The 20,840-nt window shown below is 37.4% G+C and carries 19 protein-coding genes; 9 read left to right on the forward strand and 10 right to left on the reverse strand.

Annotated features, from left to right (window positions below; translation table 11 throughout):
• Window positions 1-8 precede the first annotated feature (8 nt).
• Window positions 9-1,997, reverse strand: coding sequence for an alpha-galactosidase (locus RCG17_RS25180; protein WP_308172751.1), 1,989 nt, complete (start codon window positions 1,995-1,997; stop codon window positions 9-11).
• 283 nt (window positions 1,998-2,280) lie between these two features.
• Here RCG17_RS25180 and RCG17_RS25185 point away from each other — a divergent pair, with 283 nt between their 5' ends.
• Window positions 2,281-2,415: an FbpB family small basic protein gene (locus tag RCG17_RS25185; RefSeq protein ID WP_308172752.1), complete on the forward strand. Its 135-nt coding sequence runs from the start codon at window positions 2,281-2,283 to the stop codon at window positions 2,413-2,415.
• A gap of 102 nt (window positions 2,416-2,517) precedes the next feature.
• Here RCG17_RS25185 and RCG17_RS25190 read toward each other — a convergent pair whose 3' ends face one another.
• Both RCG17_RS25190 and RCG17_RS25195 read right to left on the reverse strand, forming a co-directional pair.
• Window positions 2,518-3,588 carry a permease gene (locus RCG17_RS25190; protein WP_308172753.1) on the reverse strand — a complete coding sequence of 357 codons (1,071 nt, stop codon included), beginning with the start codon at window positions 3,586-3,588 and terminating at the stop codon, window positions 2,518-2,520.
• Between the two features lie 78 nt (window positions 3,589-3,666).
• A complete protein-coding gene (locus tag RCG17_RS25195; RefSeq protein ID WP_308172754.1) occupies window positions 3,667-4,563 on the reverse strand; it encodes a selenium metabolism-associated LysR family transcriptional regulator in 897 nt (298 codons plus the stop codon).
• Between the two features lie 293 nt (window positions 4,564-4,856).
• Between RCG17_RS25195 and pglX (RCG17_RS25200) the strand changes: the two genes are divergently transcribed.
• The 3 genes from pglX (RCG17_RS25200) to RCG17_RS25210 are packed head-to-tail and all read left to right on the forward strand — an operon-like array spanning window position 4,857 to window position 11,888.
• Complete coding sequence (pglX, locus tag RCG17_RS25200; RefSeq protein WP_308172755.1) at window positions 4,857-8,390, forward strand: BREX-1 system adenine-specific DNA-methyltransferase PglX; 3,534 nt, start codon at window positions 4,857-4,859, stop codon at window positions 8,388-8,390.
• 22 nt (window positions 8,391-8,412) lie between these two features.
• Window positions 8,413-11,493 carry a BREX-1 system adenine-specific DNA-methyltransferase PglX gene (gene pglX, locus RCG17_RS25205; protein WP_308172756.1) on the forward strand — a complete coding sequence of 1,027 codons (3,081 nt, stop codon included), beginning with the start codon at window positions 8,413-8,415 and terminating at the stop codon, window positions 11,491-11,493.
• Between the two features lie 20 nt (window positions 11,494-11,513).
• Window positions 11,514-11,888 carry a hypothetical protein gene (locus RCG17_RS25210; protein ID WP_308172757.1) on the forward strand — a complete coding sequence of 125 codons (375 nt, stop codon included), beginning with the start codon at window positions 11,514-11,516 and terminating at the stop codon, window positions 11,886-11,888.
• Between the two features lie 90 nt (window positions 11,889-11,978).
• On the opposite strand, the gene RCG17_RS25215 is transcribed toward RCG17_RS25210, so the two are convergent.
• Window positions 11,979-12,278 (reverse strand): HesB/YadR/YfhF family protein, encoded by a 300-nt coding sequence (locus RCG17_RS25215; RefSeq protein ID WP_308172758.1) that lies wholly within the window; start codon window positions 12,276-12,278, stop codon window positions 11,979-11,981.
• A gap of 385 nt (window positions 12,279-12,663) precedes the next feature.
• Here RCG17_RS25215 and RCG17_RS25220 point away from each other — a divergent pair, with 385 nt between their 5' ends.
• From RCG17_RS25220 to RCG17_RS25235, 4 genes are all read left to right on the forward strand, one after another.
• Window positions 12,664-13,446, forward strand: a complete 783-nt coding sequence (locus RCG17_RS25220; protein WP_308172759.1) for a hypothetical protein — start codon at window positions 12,664-12,666, stop codon at window positions 13,444-13,446.
• 183 nt (window positions 13,447-13,629) lie between these two features.
• Window positions 13,630-14,073 carry a MarR family winged helix-turn-helix transcriptional regulator gene (locus RCG17_RS25225; protein ID WP_308172760.1) on the forward strand — a complete coding sequence of 148 codons (444 nt, stop codon included), beginning with the start codon at window positions 13,630-13,632 and terminating at the stop codon, window positions 14,071-14,073.
• Window positions 14,074-14,115: 42 nt separating this feature from the next.
• Window positions 14,116-15,309, forward strand: a complete 1,194-nt coding sequence (locus RCG17_RS25230; protein ID WP_308172761.1) for an MFS transporter — start codon at window positions 14,116-14,118, stop codon at window positions 15,307-15,309.
• 174 nt (window positions 15,310-15,483) lie between these two features.
• Entirely contained in the window at window positions 15,484-15,918 is a 435-nt protein-coding gene (locus tag RCG17_RS25235) for a hypothetical protein (protein ID WP_308172762.1), read from the forward strand.
• Window positions 15,919-16,055: 137 nt separating this feature from the next.
• Here RCG17_RS25235 and RCG17_RS25240 read toward each other — a convergent pair whose 3' ends face one another.
• The 6 genes from RCG17_RS25240 to thiS are packed head-to-tail and all read right to left on the reverse strand — an operon-like array spanning window position 16,056 to window position 19,592.
• A complete protein-coding gene (locus RCG17_RS25240) occupies window positions 16,056-16,643 on the reverse strand; it encodes a thiamine phosphate synthase (RefSeq protein WP_308172763.1) in 588 nt (195 codons plus the stop codon).
• 9 nt (window positions 16,644-16,652) lie between these two features.
• Window positions 16,653-16,811, reverse strand: a complete 159-nt coding sequence (locus RCG17_RS25245) for a hypothetical protein (RefSeq protein ID WP_308172764.1) — start codon at window positions 16,809-16,811, stop codon at window positions 16,653-16,655.
• A 25-nt stretch (window positions 16,812-16,836) separates the two neighbouring features.
• Window positions 16,837-17,805 (reverse strand): 2-iminoacetate synthase ThiH, encoded by a 969-nt coding sequence (thiH, locus tag RCG17_RS25250; protein ID WP_308172765.1) that lies wholly within the window; start codon window positions 17,803-17,805, stop codon window positions 16,837-16,839.
• Window positions 17,806-17,807: 2 nt separating this feature from the next.
• The gene (locus RCG17_RS25255; RefSeq protein WP_308172766.1) at window positions 17,808-18,575 is read right to left on the reverse strand and encodes a thiazole synthase; all 768 of its coding nucleotides are present in this window, start codon (window positions 18,573-18,575) and stop codon (window positions 17,808-17,810) included.
• A 15-nt stretch (window positions 18,576-18,590) separates the two neighbouring features.
• On the reverse strand, window positions 18,591-19,394 hold the full coding sequence (thiF, locus tag RCG17_RS25260; protein WP_308172767.1) for a sulfur carrier protein ThiS adenylyltransferase ThiF: 804 nt from the start codon (window positions 19,392-19,394) through the stop codon (window positions 18,591-18,593).
• Between the two features lie 3 nt (window positions 19,395-19,397).
• A complete protein-coding gene (gene thiS / locus RCG17_RS25265) occupies window positions 19,398-19,592 on the reverse strand; it encodes a sulfur carrier protein ThiS (RefSeq protein WP_308172768.1) in 195 nt (64 codons plus the stop codon).
• A 425-nt stretch (window positions 19,593-20,017) separates the two neighbouring features.
• On the opposite strand from thiS, the gene RCG17_RS25270 reads away from it, so the two are divergent.
• Window positions 20,018-20,650, forward strand: a complete 633-nt coding sequence (locus RCG17_RS25270) for a hypothetical protein (RefSeq protein WP_308172769.1) — start codon at window positions 20,018-20,020, stop codon at window positions 20,648-20,650.
• Window positions 20,651-20,840 lie beyond the last annotated feature (190 nt).

Consider the following 20,840-nt stretch of genomic DNA (forward strand, 5'->3'; position numbering starts at 1 on the left):
TTTTTTAATTAGACTGGCGTAGTGTATTTTGATTTGTTCCTGCCAGTAATAAAGATAATTGAAAAGACTATTATAGTAATAAACAAAGAAAGAAAAGCTGCTGTCTCGGCAGTTAATTGGTCGTCTATCTGTGCCTCAAAAGACTTTTTACTTTCACCTATTGAATTCTTTGCGGTTACGATATATGCATATTTTACGCCATTTTGGTGTGTAGCTGTTTTATCCACAAAAAATGGGTTCATTAAATTTGAAGCAATGGGTGTGTAACTGCCATTTGAGACAAAAATATTAACCTTTTTGCGGTAAACGGTATAAGAAGCTGATCCTAGTGTAGGGTTCCAGGTAAGTGATACGGAATCTTTGTCTTTCCTTTCTGTCAAAACCCAGTCAGGAGCCGCTGGAGTAGTGCTCATTTTTGTATGAAAGGAATAGATCCCGATCAATTTCTCGCTTCTAGAAGATATGGAAGCTACTTTCCAATAGTAGCGAGTATCCGTGTTTAAGTTTTTGACAACGATTTTCGGTGTAGAAACTATTTGATTAAAGATGATCTTTTTAAAGCTTGGATCTGCAGCGATCATAACATGATAGCCCTCCACAGTGGAGTAGGAACTCCAGTTAAACGAAACCTGAGAAGGATTAACATCAGTTGCGCCGCTTATTGGCGAAATTGAAAGGGATGATGTCGGAATCACATGAACCATTCGGGAATCATGTGTGGAGAGACTGGTCTTGAATCCTGAATCAAAACTTCCTAGATCTTGATGGTTCCACATATCATGCACCATGGCAGAACCGTTAATGGCCAATGCAGTCCATTTGATGCTTACCGTTTCTTTGGACGGGCCGGTATTGAAGAGACCAATATTGTAAGATCCATCCGAAAGATGTTGATAGAAAATCTGTGATGTGGATGTGCGTGATAACCGTTTGCCTACAACACCACTTTGGTCTGCGGCAATAATTTCATCATTTGTAAGAAGGCTGACTCCGTAATTGTCCAGATTTGTCAGGCTGCTTCCAATTACAAAATGAGATGCGGCGATCGCCCATAAAGACACATATGAGCGTTTTTCCTCATCTGTTAAACCATCCAGGTTTCCGTTTGCCACATTAAGTGAGTCAAAGTCATTCCAACCGCCTGGTCCTGCATAGCGCTGCCAGTTTGCTGCTTGTGCGAACCTTTTAGAAACATGGTCCCAATCAGTGATTGTTTCCTTTCCATAGCTTTCAACGTCGCGGCTTGTCCGCCAGCCGTTGGATAGATCCTTCCAGGTAGAAACAGATTTAATATCCAGGTTATTGGATAACTCCAAATGGATCGGTCTTCTTGTATTCTTTAATGCCTTTGCCCATGCCTTGATATCGGGAATATCCCATGTCCCAACCCCATCAATTTTTAGATAATCCACCCCATAGGAAGCAAGCAGCTTTGCCCAAGAATCGATAAATTCTTGTGCCCCAGGCTTCGAATAATCAATGTAATACATATTTTGAAAGTTATAACTTCTTTCTTGTCCTTTACTTAGGTCCGCTATATCCTTTGTATGATACGTTGTGCCTTCAATCGGCGTATTGCGATCAACAGCCGCTTTAGGAATTCCCGGAGTGACGTAAAGACCAAATTTCAATCCCTTTTTATGGATGTAATCTCCTAAGGATTTCATACCGTGTGGGAATTTCTTGGGATCAACAACCCATCTGCCATAATGGTCTACAGTTGTTGTCCAATCAAGCTGATAAAAATCATCCAAATTGACATATTGATACCCATGGGACTTAAATTTTTCGGCAAGAATATCTGCAGCCTTTTTGAGGCTTTCCTCCGTTGGGTTTTTTCGAATCGAACTCCAACTGCTCCAGCCCATAAATGGGAGCTGTGTTAAATTATTGTATTTAGATGCGTTTGCTTTTTGGGGAGCAAAGAAAGATACTGAAAAAATTCCAGATAGCACGATTGAGCAAGTTAACAATGATGATATGAATTTCTTGGACATAAAAAACCCCCAAAAAAAGATGGATTTTCACTTTTTTCCCTTGAGGAAAACACTTACATAAAAATGATCTACATAATCAAAATGTTGATCTTTATCAATCTTATTTTTTATTTATAAATTTATAATAATATAGAACTCTTAATAATTTAATTACCAAAAATGTTCCAATTTAATATTTAAGAAGATATAAGGAATCATAAAGGTTCAATTAATTGTAATAACTCTAGTGATTAAAGCGTTTACACTTTAGTTATAATAAAAATATGGAAAGGTGGAGAACCAAATGAAAAAACGAATCCCAAGCTTTAAGGAATTGGTTATAAATAATAAACTGCAAATTCAAGAAGATCTTAGAGAACTAGAAAAGATCGAGGTAAAAATAGAAGATAAACATTCGAAAAAATTACAATTATCTTAAATGGTTTAACAAAGAGAGCTACTTGCAAGCTGCTCTTTTTCTATTTGACGACAGATAGAAATAAAAAAAACGATTCTTCCCGAGGAAAGAATCGTTTTTTATTTAAAGAATAAGCATTCCAACAAGACCGCTTATAATTCCTAAGACCACTACAGATCCTGCGACAAAGAACAATACCTTTTTAGGGAAAGATCTTGCCACAATGATTAAGGATGGAAGGCTTACCGATGGCAGTGTAATTAATAATGCTGCAGCTGGACCTCCACCAAGTCCAAAGGACATGAACGTTTGGATGATTGGAATTTCTGCAGCTGTTGGAATAACGAATAGCATCCCAGCGATGGCAAAACCGATTACAGCTATTAAACTATTAGCTGCCGTCTCACCGATGTGCGGGAATAGCCAAACACGAACGGCTCCCATAAGCAGGACAGAAAGAACATAAGCAGGGACAATATACAAGATCATGCTTCCCATGGATTTCATCCATCTTGAAGCGAATGAGCCGGAGGCCTCTGACTCTGCTTTTTCAATTATTTTATCGATATCAACCGGCTTTACCTCAGGTGCAAAACGATTAGCAAGGTAACTTACCCCAAAAGTTAAAATAATACCAAAGATCAAACGGAGAAGCGTAAACTTCCATGATAAAACGAAAGTCATAAAAATCAATGTTGCAGGATTAATGGTTGGATTTCCTAACCAAAATGCAAGGGTAGCACCAACAGATACATTCTTTTTACGTAAACCAACTGCCATTGGAGCAGCACAGCAGGTGCACATCATACCAGGAATAGCAGCGAGCCCGGCAACGGCAGTACTGCCAAACGAAGTTTTTCCTAAAGCTTTTAACAACCAATTGGTTGGCAGCAATACTTGCAGCAATGAACCAAGTAGAATTCCGAGTACAGCTGCTTTCCAAACAGCAGTAAAGTAGGTGAGGGCATAGGCCCATGCACTTGACCAGGAAGCAGATGGCAAATTATTTTTGCTCCCTAAGATGGATGCTCCAATCGAATGGGTAGTTGATGCAAGAATAGATTTATTGTAATAGGGAAACCATTTAACATACCATAATCCAGCTGCAGCAATGATTAAAAACAGAGCGGCAAACAATGCTGTTTTTTTCGAATTAGACTGTGTTGCTGGTAAAGAATTATGAAGTTGAGCCACTTTGTTAAACCTCCTAAAATTCATTTTTTTAATGTAGTGGTTCTAAATATAAATAAGTAAAAAACAAATTGTTGGCTTTTATATTGACATTTGTCCTTTTGCTAGAAAATTAGTAAATTCCCGAATGATTGGACGGTTTTCTGACTCGGAAAGTGTGGAAAAGTAAAAGTTTCGTTGATAAGGTTTTAATGTTTCAATCATCTTGACCCGATTTGCTTTCACTGCAGGCACAGCAGCAAGTTTTGAAATAAAACTAATTCCCAGGCCAGCCTCTACCGCAGAAATGACAGCCTCGCTGCTGCCGATGGATATAGAAGAATTGAAATCGGCAAGCGAAGATCCGTTTATTTCCAGATATTCCTCCATTTCCTTTCTAGTACCTGAACCTTCTTCTCTTAAAACCAAATCATATTTTTTTAAAAGGTTAAAATCCAAATGACTTGATTGAGGGATCTCATGCTCGACTGGAACAATCAAGACCAGAGAATCGGAGGCAACCACCTTTGTGATCATTTTGGCTGATTGTTGATGTAATCCGACAATACCGACGTCAATTTGGTGATCAATTAAGTTATTTAAAACTTTTCTAGAATCATTAATTTCAATTTTGACGTCCACTTTAGGATAAAGGGTTCGAAATTTCTTTATCCAGCCTGGTATTAGGTATGTACCTGGAATTGTGCTGGCACCAATGGTTAAAGTTCCAGTTAATGTATCCTGGAAACCAAGCAAATCATCTTCCAGCTGTCCCCATCGCCCCATGATTTCTTTAGCAGTCTGATAAACTAGGATCCCTGCCCTTGTGGGATGTACTCCTGAACGACCTCTGTCTAGAAGTTCGATCCCAAGTTCTTCTTCCAGGCTTTTAATCTTTATGCTGATGGCAGGCTGGGAACTTTTTAAGGCTGCCGCTGCTTCTGAGAAACTTCTCTTTTCCAAAACTGAAATAAATGCCTCTAATTTTTTAAAATTCATGACATTGATTTCTCCAACTGTATTTATTTTTTTTATATTTTACATTTAAATATCTTATACCAATAATTTTACGTTGGGAAGAAATTTTTTTAAAGCAGCCTATTGTGACAGTTTTGTATTCATTAAAAAAAGAGGAAGAAATCCTTCACAATTTAATCGTTAAACCCTTTCTCCTTCTCTTCACAATCCTTTACAATGTTAGTGAAGTAAAAATAAAATAAGACTAGATAAAATTTAATTTAAAATAATAGCGAATATAGAATTGAATTATAGCGTAAGCAGGAGATGTTGGGATGAATAGATCAGCTTTGAAAAACTTCGCAACAAGTGCAAGAAAAGAATTATTGAAAAAAATTGAATCCAGAGCTTTAAAACTTGGAATTGTTGAACATAACATTCAGAAAGCGGAAATTGAAAGTTCGTACGCCATCTTTATCGATGGCAAACCGCTTTCAAAAGAAGAAAAAAATCAAAGGGACAATTTGATCGCACGTATCCATCAATTGGGTTTTAACCAAGTGTTGGAGGAAGTTGCCTATACATGGTTTAACCGCTTTACTGCCTTACGGTATATGGAGGTGAATGATTTTCTTCCAACAGGAATGCGGGTACTATCTTCATCAAATCCAAATAGTGCTGAGCCAGACATGTTAAACAAGGTATTTGAATTGGATTTAGAGATCGACCAGGAATATGTGTACGATCTGAAATTAAACAATAAAACGGAAGAGTTATTCAAATATCTATTGATCAAACATTGTAACGATTTGAATCGTTTTCTTCCGTTTATGTTTGAAACCATTGACGATTATACCGAAATTCTTTTTCCAGAAGGAATGTTGGCAAAAGAATCCTTCCTGCACCAAATGGTTGATACCGAATTGATTCCAGAAGATAATTGGCAGAAGGTTGAAGTGATCGGCTGGCTTTACCAATATTACATAGCTGAAGAGAAAGATCGGGTTATTAAGGCAAAAAAGAAATATAAAACCGAAGAAATTCCGTTTGCCACACAGCTTTTCACACCAGACTGGATTGTCCGATACATGGTCCAAAATTCCTTGGGACGTTATTGGATCGAATCACATCCTGAACATCGGGAGCTTTTAAAAGATTGGGAATTTTATCTCGAAAATCAGGAAGAAGATTTTGCGGAAAAACTGGCTCCGTATATAAACAAAGAACTTAAGGCAGAGGACATAAAATGTTTTGATCCGGCCATGGGCAGTGGGCATATCTTAGTATATATGTTCGATATCCTTTATGAAATATACAGCAAGTGCGGATACATGGAAAGGGAGATTCCAAGGCTTATTTTAGAAAATAATCTTTATGGATTAGATATTGATGATCGGGCCTATCAATTGGCTTGTTTTTCAGTAGTTATGAAAGCATTGGAATACAACGGCCGTTTCTTTAGGAGTATTGAAAGGGAAGGCTTAGAACTGAACCTGGTTTCGATTCAGCAATCGAATGAGATTGGGGAAGAGGACATTTCGTATATAGCTGGGGACCATAGCGACGAAAATTATGATAAAGTAAAAGGTTTTATCAATCAATTTCGTGATGCAAAAACAATCGGTTCTTTGATAAAAGTGGATATAACCGACTATGATTTTATTGAAAATCGAATCAAACACCTTAAAAATATTCCTTCAACTGATTTATTTGACTTTGAGAAGAAAGAGAGATTAGTTCAATTGATGGATTGTCTTTTAAAGCAGGCATCCATCATGGCTAAAAAATATGACATTTTCGTATCCAATCCCCCATATGTCGGAAATAACTATTTGAACAAAGAAGCAGCTGATTTTTTAAGCAAGCATTATTCGGATGTAAAGTCTGATTTGTTTTCAGCGTTTATGGAATACAGTTTTAGTGCCACAAAAGAATATGGTCTAATTGGTTTTATGACACCATTTGTGTGGATGTTTATATCCTCTTACGAAAAATTAAGACAAAAAGTGATTGACCAACGAACGATTAGCAGTTTTATTCAATTAGAGTATTCTGCATTTGAGGAAGCAACAGTCCCAATCTGCACGTTTACGTTACGCAATTATACTTGCTCCTTAAACGGAGAATATATAAGGCTTTCAAATTTTAAAGGGGCGCAGAGCCAGCCAATCAAAACATTGGAGGCAGTTCAAAACCCTCATGTACCTTATCGATACTCCTACCGTCAGGACAATTTTAAAAAAATACTAGGGAATCCAATTGCCTTTTGGGTCAGTGAGAATGTAAGCAATATATTTATGGAAAATAAATCATTAGAACATTATGCGACAGCTTGTTTTGGCATGAGGACGGGTGATAATAAAAGATTTCTTCGCTATTGGCATGAAATAGAGTGGAATAAAATGGGAGTCTCTCTCAAATCGGCCGAAGGAACGATCAACTCGAATATAAAATGGATTCCTTATTGCAAGGGCGGGGAATTCAGAAAATGGTACGGCAATAATGAGTATGTTGTCAATTGGGGGAATAATGGGTACGAAATCAAAGAAAACACAAGATTGGTTTATCCCCAATTAGGAGATAATTTAGGCTGGAAAATAAGTAATGAGCAGTACTATTTCAAAAGTGGTATCACATGGTCCAGGATTAGCAGTTCCCACTTTGGTGTCCGCTATCTTCCGAAAGGATTTATCTTTGATTCAAATGGATCCATGCTTTTTGCTGATGATGATAAACAATTATACCTATTAGGTTTCTTATGCAGTAAACTTGCCGATTATTTTGTAAGGATTATTAACTCGACATTAGCCATTCAAATCAGTTCCGTCTCTAAAATTCCAATCATCTTTGATGAAACAAAAACAAGTCAGATCAATAAAATTGTGAAAGAATTGATTGCTGCTTCGGAAGAGGAATGGAACCAATATGAAATTTCATGGGATTTTAAAAAACATCCTTTTTTAAGGTATAAAAAAGATGCAAGTACACTAAAAGAGTCTTATGACAATTGGGGGAAATTTTCAAATGATACCTTTGCTGAAATAAAAACGAAAGAAGAAGAATTGAACAGGATTTTTATTGACATCTATGGGTTGCAGTCAGATTTGGCGTATGAGCTGGATGAAAATGATGTAACTGTCCGCAAGGCTGATGTAGTGCGGGATGTGAAAAGCTTCTTATCTTATGCTTTGGGGTGCTCGTTTGGAAGATATTCATTAGATGAAGAAGGTCTTATGTTTGCTGGCGGTAAATTTGATCCCTATCCATCTCAATCCTTTAAAGCTGATGAGGACAATATTATTCCGATCCTGACAAATGCTTATTTTGAGGATGATCTCCTATCTAAATTGATCATGTTTATAGAGGTAACGTTTGGTGAAGATACATTAGCTGAAAACCTTGACTTTATTGCAGACACCCTTGGTAAGAAAAAGGGGGAAACGGCAAAAGAAACGATCTTACGGTATTTCTTAAATGATTTCTATAAGGATCATCTTCAAATCTACAAAAAAAGGCCGATCTATTGGCTGTTTACTTCTGGTAAACAAAAGGCGTTCAACTGTTTGGTTTATATGCACCGCTATGATAAAACAACCTTATCCCGTATAAGAATGGACTACTTACACCAATATCAGGTTCGCCTTGATGCTGAGAAAAAGGATTTGCTGCATATTATTGAAGGAGATTATTCAGCCAAGGAAATTAGCAGTGCCAAAAAGGAATTAAAGCTGCTAGATAAGAAAATTGAAGAATGTAAAGTTTATGATGAGCTCCTCCATCATATGGCAGACCAGCAAATAGTGATTGATTTAGATGACGGCGCTGCGGTCAATTATGAAAAATTTGCAGGTTTAGTTGCAAAAATATAGAGGTAATCAGGTGGTCAAATGAATGAATAAATCCTCACTAAAAACCTTTGCGGCAAGTGCAAGGAATGAACTTTTGAAAAAAGTGGAAGCAAAGGCTTTAAAAATTGGAATTACCGAAGACAACATAAAAAAGGCAGATATTGAAAGCGCCGATGCCATTTTTATTGATGGCAGGCAGCTTTCAAAAGCAGAAAAAAGTCAAAGGGACTTACTTATCGCCCGTATTCAGCAAATTGGTTTTAAACAAGTGATGGAGGAAGTAGCTTATACTTGGTTTAACCGTTTTACGGCATTACGTTATATGGAAGTAAATGATTTTCTTCCAACAGATGTGCGTGTGTTATCGTCCTCCAATCCAAATAGTGCAGAGCCTGATATGTTAAATGAGGTTTTAAGTTTATATCTGGAGATTGATAAGGAATATGTATATGACTTGAAATTACACAATAAAACGGAAGAGTTATTCAAGTACCTTATCATTAAGTATTGTAATGATTTAAATCGTTATCTCCCACTTATGTTTGAAACGATTGATGATTATACAGAAATTCTTTTTCCCGAAGGTTTGTTGACAAAAGATTCATTTATTCGGCAAATTACTGACGTTGAAGTTATTCCAGAGGAAAATTGGCGGGAAGTTGAAGTGATCGGTTGGCTTTATCAATATTACATAGCAGACGAAAAAGATCGGGTGATTAAGGCAAAGAAAAAATATAAAACGGAAGAAATTCCATATGCGACTCAGCTTTTTACACCTGACTGGATCGTAAGGTACATGGTTCAAAATTCATTAGGCCGTTATTGGATTGAATCACATCCTGAACATAGAGATTTAGTAACCAATTGGGAATTCTATCTCGAAAACCCAATGCCTGAAGCTGATTTCGAGGCAAAGCTGGCTCCTTATCTTAACAAAGAACTTAAAGTAGAGGATATCAAAATCTTTGATCCTGCAATGGGCAGCGGGCATATCCTCGTTTATGTTTTTGATCTTTTATATGAAATCTATAGTAAATGTGGCTATACGGAGAGGGAAATCCCTCGTTTGATCATTGAAAATAATTTATATGGTTTAGATATCGATGACCGTGCCTTTCAGCTGGCTTGTTTTTCAGTCGTTATGAAAGCTATGGAGTACCATCCTCGTTTTATAAGAAATATTGAAAGAGATGGGCTAACACTAAATTTAACATCGATTCAAGCAGCGAACTCTCTAACCGAAGCGGACATTGCCTATATTGCCGGGACTGATCATGGAGAAGCCTTTGAAAACACAAAAGCCTTTATCAGCCAATTTTTACATGCAAAAACATTCGGTTCCTTGATTAAGGCTCTTCCATATAATGTGGAGCAGATAGAAAGAAGATTGCAGCAAATAAAAGAACATCCGGCTTCAGATATACTTGAAGAAACGGCAAGAGAAAAGGTTCTTGATATTCTTCCGCAGTTGATTAAACAATTCCATATCATGAATAATGTCTATGATGTGTTAGTATCCAATCCTCCCTATATGGGAAATCGGTATATGAGCATCGAGTTAGCCGACTTTGTTAAAGCCAATTATAGCGAAACAAAGATGGATTTATTCTCCGCTTTTATTGATTACAGTTTTCACAAAGTGCACAAAAATGGGCACTTAGGCTTTATGTCTCCATTTGTCTGGATGTTTATTGGAATTTATGAGCCGCTTAGAGAAATGATAGTGAAAGAAAAATCGATTAGCAGCTTGGTCCAGCTAGAATATTCCGCCTTTGAAGATGCAACGGTTCCCATTTGTACATACACGATTAGAAATTCTTCGCTTGATGTACAAGGGGAATATATCAAATTATCAGAGTTTAAAGGTTCAAAAATCCAACCTGAAAAATTGAGAGAAGCCATTCAATATCCGAATGTGGATTATCGATATCGAATAAAAACAAAACAATTTAGTGAAATCCCTGGGTTACCAATCGCGTATTGGACTAGTAATGATTTACGGGCAATCTTTAAAAATAAAACTTTGTATGAATATTCAATTTCAGATGGCCAAAACGTAACAGGAAACAACGAAAAATATGTTCGTTTCTTTTGGGAAGTCAACAAAGATCAAATTGGAAGAGATAAAAAATGGGTTTTTTATGCAAAAGGTGGCGGTTTTCGAAAGTGGGCCGGAAACTTGGATCACGTCGTGGATTGGTCAAGCGAAGCAAGAGAGCATTATCGGAAAGACCCAATATGCAGAATCATTCCAGAATATTTGTGGTATAAAAAAGGGATAACATGGGGATTGATTACCTCCAATTTACCAAGCTTTCGCGTCTTGCCAGAAGGAACAACCTTTGACAAAGGAGGTTCATCGATTTTTTTCGAGGATTATTCCTACTATCATTTCTTTTTGGCATTGCTCAATAGTAAGATTTTTACATATATTGCCAATATCTTAAACCCGACGTTAAATTTCCAGGTGAAAGATGTTAGAGCGATTCCGATAATTTTTCCGAATGATGATACAAAACAAAAGCTTGATCGATTAGTGGTTGAAAATATTCAACTTTCTGAGGATGATTGGGATTCATTTGAAACATCCTATCATTTTGCCAATCATCCATTTTTCCGATTTAAAAATCACTCTGGATTGATAAGTGAAGCGTTTTCATCCTGGAATCTTGATTGTACAGCAAGATTCAATAGGTTGAAGGCTAACGAGCAGAAAATCAATGAATTGATTCTTGATTTATACAGTGTTACCGACATAGACCCTGTGGTAGAAGATTGGGATGTGACAGTATCAAAGGCAAATACGGAAAGAAATGTCATTTCCTTCATTTCATATGCTGTGGGCTGTATGTTTGGGAGATATTCGATTGACTTTGAAGGACTGATTAATGCAGGGGATAAATTGGATGTGGAGTATTATAAGACTTATATTCCTGATAGCGATCATATTCTTCCGATCCTCTCAGGTGCTTATTTTGAAGATGATATCGTACAGAGATTTAGTGAGTTTGTGGAAGTTTCCTTTGGGGAACAGAACTTGGTAGAAAATCTTGAATGGATTGCAGATGCACTTGGCAAGAAAAAGGGGAAACACCCAAAGAAACGATTAGACGTTATTTCGTAAATGATTTTTTTAAAGACCATGTGCAAACATATAAAAAACGGCCGATTTATTGGTTATTTACATCTGGTAAGCAAAAGGCCTTTACCTGTTTAGTGTATATGCCCCGTTACGATAAAACAACATTATCTCGTCTAAGAACGGACTATCTCCATGAATATCAAATTCTTCTCGATATAGAGAAGAAAGACTTACTCAACCTAATTGATGGGGAATATTCAACAAAGGAAATCAGCCATACCAAAAAGGAATTAAAATTGTTAGACAAGAAAATGGCAGAATTGAGAGATTATGATGAATGGCTGCACCATATGGCCGATAAGCAATTTGAAATTGAATTGGATGATGGGATACTGGTTAATTATGGAAAATTTAATAAACTAGTGGAAAAGATATAGAGGAAAATTAATTTTTGGTCGATTCTTGTTTCACAAAAAGGAAAACCCTCGTTCAAATTGAGTGAACGAGGATTTTCTTTGTTACTGGAATTAGTTCAAAATTACCTCTTTAAAAGAAATTTGCAGTTCGTCAGCATTGTCAATCGTTAAATATGTCTCGGTGTCATCGAAAAACCATGCATCATTTTCTTCGTAATAAAAGGTAATTCCATTCATTTCTTGTTTATATTCCGCATTTGTAGGCGTTTCTGCGGAAAATCCTAAGCAAAATTCTTTATTCTTTTGTCCAAAGCCAGCGTATTGAGGAAACATGCGAATGCTGATTGGCTCATTATTATCAAATTCTTTGATAAACCATGCAAGTGCTCTTTCGTCGATTGAAATTAACATATATAACACCAACCTTTTTAAATTGTCATCAAAAGTGATCAAATCGTTTTTCATATTGCTTTTATTTTCCGGAAGTTTTTCAAAAGCGTTTTAATAACTTGTTTACATTGCTATTATAATTTGTTTTTCAAGGATTGAGGTAAGTTTGTTCATCATTTCACATGTTTGTAAAAAAGTTGTGGATGAAATAGGAACAATGAGAATTCATCCTTCTATGTATTCAGTTGGTGCTGCCAATTTTAGTCTTTTTTATCCATTCACTTAATCTCTTTACTCATATAATATAAGTGCATATAAAAGAATTGTTCTTCTTTGTCGCAATTAGGAGAAATAAGAGGTTATAAAAGAATGTATGATACCCCAGAGGAAAAGGGGGAGGAAGAGTGTGAACACAGATCAAGCTTTTACCTTGTTAAAAAGTGCAGGGGTCTCAGAAGAGATTAGTATTCAAACGGTTAGACGCTGGCTTCGTGAAAGAAAGATTAACTATGAAGGAAGAGGTAATCAAAAATCAGGTTACATCTTGGACGATACAGATCAAGCTTATCATCTGTTAAAAGACGCAGGTGTTGCTGCTAGTATTGGTATTCCAATTGTTCGACGTTGGCTGCGCGAAGGAAAGATTCAAGACGTTGGCTCCGAGAGTAGCAAGACAGAATATATAACAAATGAAATAACTTCGAAGCAGTTATTAAATAACACCACAGAACAGGAAAAGATGATTCGCCAATTAAAGGTAAAAATAAAAGCACAGGAAGAGCATATAAAAGGGATTGAAGAGCTTCATCAGAATTCGATAAAAACGTTAGTTCAGCAAAGAGAGAAACTGAATAAAGAAATCGCCAGCCTTCAAAATGAGAATAGTAAACTACAAAGTGAAGCTCAGGTGTTACTAAAAGAGAATATTGATTTACGAAATCAATTATTAAAATTAAAAGAAGAACTTTATAAAGGAACGAAACGTGAACCTGAAAAGCAGGATATTCCTCCTATTCCTCAAAATTTTCATCAAAAACTAGGACTATCGAAATCGGCAAGCCATAAGGAAATTTTAGCTGGCTACAAGAAGTTATTAAAAATAACACACCCTGATCATGGCGGTAATGCAAGGGCTTTTCATTACATAAAAACTGACTTTGATAATTATAGAAAAAGTTTAAAAGGATAATGGGATACAAACCATATCAAAAACTTGCCCCTTCTCTAAGAGATAGGGGTTTTTTCGATTATTAAAAAATATGTTGTATAGCTAAATAATATTGTTTGCAATTGTATGTTGGACCGTTATATAATGTTGATTGCAAAAAAAATATGTTGTATAGCTATATAATTTAACTGATGGTGATAAAAAATGGAAAATAAAGATTTACTACACTCATTTGTCATGAATATGCAAACCATTAATCGTTATTTGCGCAGCATGGGGACCAATCAGTTAGAAAATCCGGTAACACGTGTCCAATGGCTCTTGCTGCGACATTTACAACGAAACGGTAGCTGTACGATCGGTGAATTAGCCGAGCACCTAGACGTTCGCTCCAGTACCATGAGCCAGATGGTTGATCGCTTAGAGAAAAATGGGATTGTTTACCGATCGGCAGGTCAAAAAGATGCACGGGTTAAAACAGTGGCCCTCAGTGAAAAAGGGAAAGAAATCATCCAAGACCGTGAAATGCTATGGGTGGATTCCTTAGCCCAGCCGTTTCAAAATTTTTCAACGGAAGAAAAAGAGACCCTGTTAAACCTGATGGATAAATTGGTGTCCCATATTCCCAAGAAAAGGGATAACCAATAACACCTAGGATTTTTTGCATCGCATGAAAGGAGAGTACAGGCTTTGAATTGGAAAAGAACATTAATGATATTATGGATTGCTGATTTCTTTGGAGCAATGGGTATGAGTTTAATATTGCCCTTTCTTCCCTTATATATTGAACAATTAGGTGTTCATTCAACACAAGCTGTGGAGAGATGGACGGGTTGGATTTTTGCCTCTCAATTTATTGTTTCCGTCATTTTTCAACCCATTTGGGGATCGATGGCAGACAAGTACGGTCGTAAGGTAATGCTACTTAGAGCTGGATTTGGTATGGGGGTTGTTACGGCTTTAATGGGGCTTGTTTCCCATCCTTGGCAATTACTTGTACTCCGTATTATTAACGGGGTATTCTCTGGATTTATTTCCATGTCTATTTCGCTTCTTGCCTCCGTTACTCCTAATGAACAGTCCGGCCGTGCATTAGGTACATTACAAACAGGCCTGATAGCCGGTAATTTGTTGGGTCCCTTGGCAGGAGGATTTATGGCGGAAAAGATGGGGTATCATCATATCTTTTTCATTACAGGTGCTTTTCTATGTGTAGCCGGTCTGTTGATCCTATTTTTTGTCCATGAAGAACACAAACCTAGGTCTCAAGTTAAACAGAAAAATAAGGTACATTGGTTCATGGTAAAGCCATTGGTTCCTGTTTTTGTCGCTTCTTTCGTTACAAATCTGGGAATGATGAGCATCGAACCATTGGCAACCGTTTATGCCAAAACCTTGTATCACGGAATGCATTTAGAGTTTTTTGCTGGCCTTGTAGTTTCGATTACAGGGATGGCGAATCTGATCGGGTCACCTACTTTAGGAAGAATTGGTGATAAAATTGGGCAAAAGAAAGTCTTAGCCTTTGCCTTGTTCATGGCTGCACTTGCCTTTATCCCGCAAGCATTAGCTGGAAATATAACCACCCTATTAGTTGGACGTTTCCTTCTTGGATTATTTGTTGGGGGTATGGTCCCGTCGCTTAATGTTCTTGTAAAAAAATTGGCACCGACCGAAATTCAGGCTACAGTATTCGGTTTTAATAGTTCCTCGCTCTTTTTAGGAAACTTTGTAGGACCTTTAATTGGGAGCCATGTGGCGGCAACGTGGGGCATTCGGTCTGTCTTTTATGTTACGATGACTGTGCTTCTTATTAATTCGATTGTTATCTTTTTTAATCGCTCTCTGGAAACAAATTTAAAACTGAAGAGAGTTGCTTCATAAACCTCTATAAAGCCCCCTAAAATGAAGATAGTCCTAATCTTCATTTTAGGGGGCTTTTCATGATTATAGGCATATTTCTCCACAGATAGTGCTAAATGAGTTAAAATATAAATATTAAGAAAATTCATAATATTAACTCATGTCAATCTAGAGTCCGAAAAGAGGATGGATGGTATGGATCATAAGGAATTGCTTATCACTATTTTCGAAAAGGAAGTTGGCGTCTTAAGAGGTATTCGGGAAGTGAATGATGGATACAGCAGTTTGTATGAATTAGAGTTTGATTACAAAGGTAAAATTGATGTGAAGATCGTGCTCATTAAAAGAAATTCTAATCATTGGTTCATTCATCATGATCTATCATATGAAAACCCTTTTCTCTTAAAAAGAATTGCGTACATTTGCGAACGTCTTCAGCGTATAAAAGAAAACAAAACCACAGCCATTTCTCTTTCAGATGATTTGCTGGAAATTTCGCAAGAAACGTTTATAAAAACTGCAGTTAGATGTACACTGCAAAATTTATTAAATCAAACCGTTCCTTTATTTGGGGAAGCTAGAGAGAAAACAATAAAAATACATAGTCAAAGTGTAAAACTTGAATCGTAGATCATGTTAGAAATTTTAAGCTCGTTTCCTTGATGCTACTATTCTACGCATGATGGTCACGAGATTTCGATTCTCAGTAAAGTGAATAAAAAGGGGAGGGAGCCTCTCGCAAAAAAGGGCTCCCCAAATCTTTAAATCTATTCCATTCTATACCGCTTTGTTAGTTCAACAGGATTCTGACAAGTCATTGCCTCAGACATGATACATACGCCTATTGCCCCTGTTTCCAGAACATCTTTCACACGATTCTTGGTTATGCCGCCAATGGCAAAGACTGGAATCGAAACAGAATCGCATATTTCTTTTAAGAATAGGAGCCCTCTTGGCGGAACTCCTTTTTTGCAATCCGTTGAAAAGATATGTCCGACGATCAGATAGGTGGCCCCTAATTCTTGTGCTTCTACCGCTTCGGAAAGAGAATGAACAGAAGTACCAATATTCATGAATGACAATAAATCGTTTTGATGTTTTCTTAAATCACTGATGGAAAAATGGATGTTTAGCAGTTTCAGCTTAACCGCAGCAGTGCTGTTTTGATTAATAATAAGTGGAACCTGTACCTCTTCACAGATTCCTTTTACTTTTTTTGCTAAATCCTCGAATTCTCCCTGATTTAAATCCTTTTCTCTTAGCATAATTGCATGTGGTTTACCCGTTGCCAATTGTTGAATTCTCTGCAAAAAGTCATCCTTACACAGTTTTCGATTGGTTACCAGAATGAGCATAGGTGACACCTAAACTCTTATATAATCAGCATAAACAGGTTGTAATCCTTTGCTGACAATCACTTGATGAACTTCATTTACAGTTCGTTCATCTGAGATTTCAAACTGCTCATCACCTTTTTGTTCCTCATTGTGTCCACCGACACCAACATTCACACCAGCTGACATTTTTGTAGCAGCCAAGCCGATGACATTATCGCGAACAGGCTCTTTCCCTTGTGGAAATGGTTATTCCGGCATATGGCATCAAAAGGCGATATGCAAGCATGACCTGTAAAAGCTGTTTTTCATGAACGTCTTTTGGTCCATTTTCAGCATTATTTTTATATGGCCGCAGGCGGGGAACAGAAAAACCGATCTCGGCATGCGGATATTTTTGCTGGATCAGATGGGCATGTAAGCCTGCTGCAAAGGCATCCTTGCGGAAATCATCCAATCCAAGCAGAGCGCCAAATGAAACTCCGCGCATTCCCCCAAGTAAAGCCCGCTCTTGAGCATGAAAACGGTAAGGGAAGATCCGTTTTGACCCCCATAAATGAACTTTTTCATACGTGTCGGTATTATAGGTTTCTTGGTAAACAGACACAAAATCAGCACCGCAGCTCTGTAAAAACCGATATTCATCGGAGTTTAAGGGATAAATTTCAATTCCAACTGTCGAAAAATATTTCGCTGCTAATTTAACTGTTTTTCCGATATACTCCACATCGGATTTTTGCCGTGATTCCCCGGTCAAGAGTAAAATCTCTTTTAAACCTGTTGCTGCAATAGCTTTTAATTCATCTTCGCCTTCATCAAAAGAAAGGGTTGCCCGATTAATTTTATTTGTTGCTTTAAATCCGCAATAAACGCATTCGTTCTCACAATAATTCGCAATATATAAAGGAGTAAATAGACTAATCGAATTTCCAAAATGTTTCCTTGTTTCTGCCATTGCTTTTTTTGCCATCTCTTCTAAAAAGGGGAGAGCAGCAGGGGAAAGAATGACCCGATAGTCTTCAAGAGAAAGCTGCTCTTTATTTAAGACCTTCTCAACATCCCGACTTGTATATTGCTCATAGTTATATTGTTCTCTTGCGGCTAAAACTTTTTCCATAATGTCTGAATCTATGGCTTCCATTCCATCCATATACTGCATATGATCGACTCGTTTTCGCTGCATGACTAATCCTCCAAAAACCCGGTCAAAGGACTTGATGCCTCTGCCTTAAAGTCTAATATTCTGCCTAAACCTGCAAGATAGGCCGCACGCCCAGCTTCAATTGCTTGTTTGAAGGCTTTTGCCATTAAGGCAACATTATTGGCGGTAGCAACGGCAGTGTTACACATAACCGCATCCAAGCCCATTTCCATTGCTTCACATGCCTGTGAAGGGCGGCCAATTCCTGCATCTACAATAATTGGCAAATCGATTTCATCCACTAAGATTTGAATAAAATCCTTTGTACTAAGGCCTTTGTTGCTGCCGATGGGAGCTCCTAACGGCATGACGGCCGCAGCACCTGAATCTACCAATGCTCTGGCTGCATATAGATCCGGGTACATATAGGGCATGACAATAAACCCTTCTTTGGCCAGTACTTCTGTCGCTTTGATTGTTTCAGCGTTATCTGGGAGCAAATATTTAGAATCGGAAATGACTTCAAGCTTTACAAAATCACCACAGCCAAGTTCCCGTGAAAGACGGGCAATTCTCACTGCTTCTTCGGCATTTCTTGCTCCAGAAGTGTTTGGCAGCAAGGTAATGTTTTTTGGAATATAGTCTAAAATATTTTCTTCCCCGCCAGTGTTTGCCCTCCTTAGAGCAAGTGTGACGATTTCTGCTTCGCCTTGTTCAATTACTGCTTTCACTAATTCTAATGAAAACTTTCCAGATCCTAAAATAAATCTTGATTGAAACTTATGTCCGCCAATTGTTAATAAATCACCCATTTTCAAAATCCTCTCCTATATATTTTCGATTCCGATCAATAATCGTAGAATCATATTTGCTTGATGACCGGCGCAAATATTGACTCTAGGGGCCATTAAACCTCTGCCGACCTTTGCTGCATTTTCCAAATCTCCACAGAGGTACAATCGTTTCATCGGATTTGTGGTTTTTATTAAATTGGAACTTTCATACCCAGCCATACCTGAACCAGAGACAATTTTACTATTCGGAAGCAGCTCCAAAGCTGTATTGATCAACATCGACTTTTGATCGGGCTTGTCAAAAGCTTCACAAATAATGTCATAGCCGTTAAAGAGTTGTTTGACATTTTCTTCGGTTATCTTTACGGTTTCGGTTTCAATTTTAATAAATGGGTTAATTTCTTCCAGTTGTTTCTTTAGTGCGATTGTTTTTGGCAATCCTAAGTGGCTTATGTAAAAGCTTTGCCGATTCAGATTACTTGGTTCAACAATATCAAAGTCTACCAAAAGCAGCTGTCCCACTCCGATTCTTGCCAGCATAACAGCAATATTGGAGCCAAGACCGCCTAATCCGGCAATCGCTACTTTACTTTGTTTCAACCTTTTATGAACATTTGGCGTATGTCTTGCCATCATCATACTTTCGAGTTCTTCTTCGTTTGGCATGATTCCTTTACGGATGATGGACAAACAATCATTCTCAGAAATAGGGGAATCTTGATCAATCTGAAAACCATTTAAAATCACAATATCTGTTGGGTCACCAATTTGTTCACGGACTTCAAAAGCGGTTTGCCAGTTTAAATCCATTTCTTTTCCATTAACTGTTATTTTCATTGATCATCCACCTCCTACAAATCTAACAATCTCCAAACTGTCTTCATTTTCAAGAAGGACCTCTTTATAGGTTGCTTTTGGAACAATTTCACCATTTCGTTCGACTGCGATGGTAGCCAAATCAAATTTTTGCAAGATGATAAAATCATAAAGAGTTTGCCCTTTTTCTAATTCAACAAATGTACCATTGACTTTCACTAGTTTCACTTCCTTCCAGAAATTTCCACAAAAAAAGCACAAAATGATAGTAACACCCTTTCGGTGGTGTTCCCCATTTTGTGCTTTCAGTATTTGTGTTGTCTATTCTAGAAGAATTATATAAAAAGTTGGAAATATAGTCAATATTTTATCAGTTTATATGTTTTATTCATTGATTTTTTTCCAGAGGGTAGTACGGAATTGATTTCATCTAAAAATTAAGAAAATTTTAAGATTCTGTCCAGTTTCTACACATTTGTTTGTTACACTGTCTCAAAATAGAATAAACCTTCAGACCTAGTCAGAAACGTTCATTTTTCCTATTATCTGAGAATAGTTCTCAGGGGGTGATATTTTTTACAAAACTTAAAATCAAATAGAACATTCATTTTTTACATTTTACAACTGCAATGGAGGGGTGAACATTGCTTAAGAATCATGGTTCAGTATCAACAAAGGGGATATTTGTTTCGATTATTATTGCCATTTTACTTATTGTCAGCAGTGTCTATGGAATTGGAGGTGACGATGCCGGCCAAAAAAATTCCACTCATTTTGTCATTGATATGACGGATTATGGTTTTACACCATCTGCAATGACTTGGCATGTTGGCGACACTGTGACGTTAACCGTTAGAAACGCCTCAGAGCAGGGCGTCATGCACGAATTTATGGTTGGCCGCGACCCAAACGAGGAAGATGTGGGCTTTGGGAAGACCATCACCGATGGATTTGAAACCGATTTCTTTAAAAAAATGAATGTCAAACTTATTACCGGCAGCCGCATATTAATGGTACAGCCAGGAACCGCTCATTTCACAGGGATTAACCCTAAAAAGGTTCTGGCTAAAGAACCGCCGGGATTAGTTCAGCAGGGTGACCAATTTCAAATCGTATTTGCCTGGCCTGAACGTGGAAAAAAATCCGAACCAGGAGGTACGATAACGTTTCAATTTAAAGTGCCCAATGAACAGGGGAAATGGGAGATGGCCTGCTACCAGGGGGATGGACAGCATATCAAAAACGGGATGAGAGGTACAATTAATATCGTCAAATAAAAGCATAGAGAGGAGGGAATCATAGTGAACTTCATCATATTTGCTATATTATGGGTCATCTTTTCCTTATTTGGTGAATGGGGTGCTAATTGGCTTATTGCCCATTATCCAATGGTTGGTTCTGTCCAGGGGAAAATATCGGATGACGCCATTTTCTTTCTCCTAAAATGGAGTGTTCCGATATTTGTCT

The sequence above is a fragment of the Neobacillus sp. PS3-12 genome, from assembly GCF_030915385.1.
Classification (GTDB): Bacteria; Bacillota; Bacilli; order Bacillales; family Cytobacillaceae; genus JAEVLT01.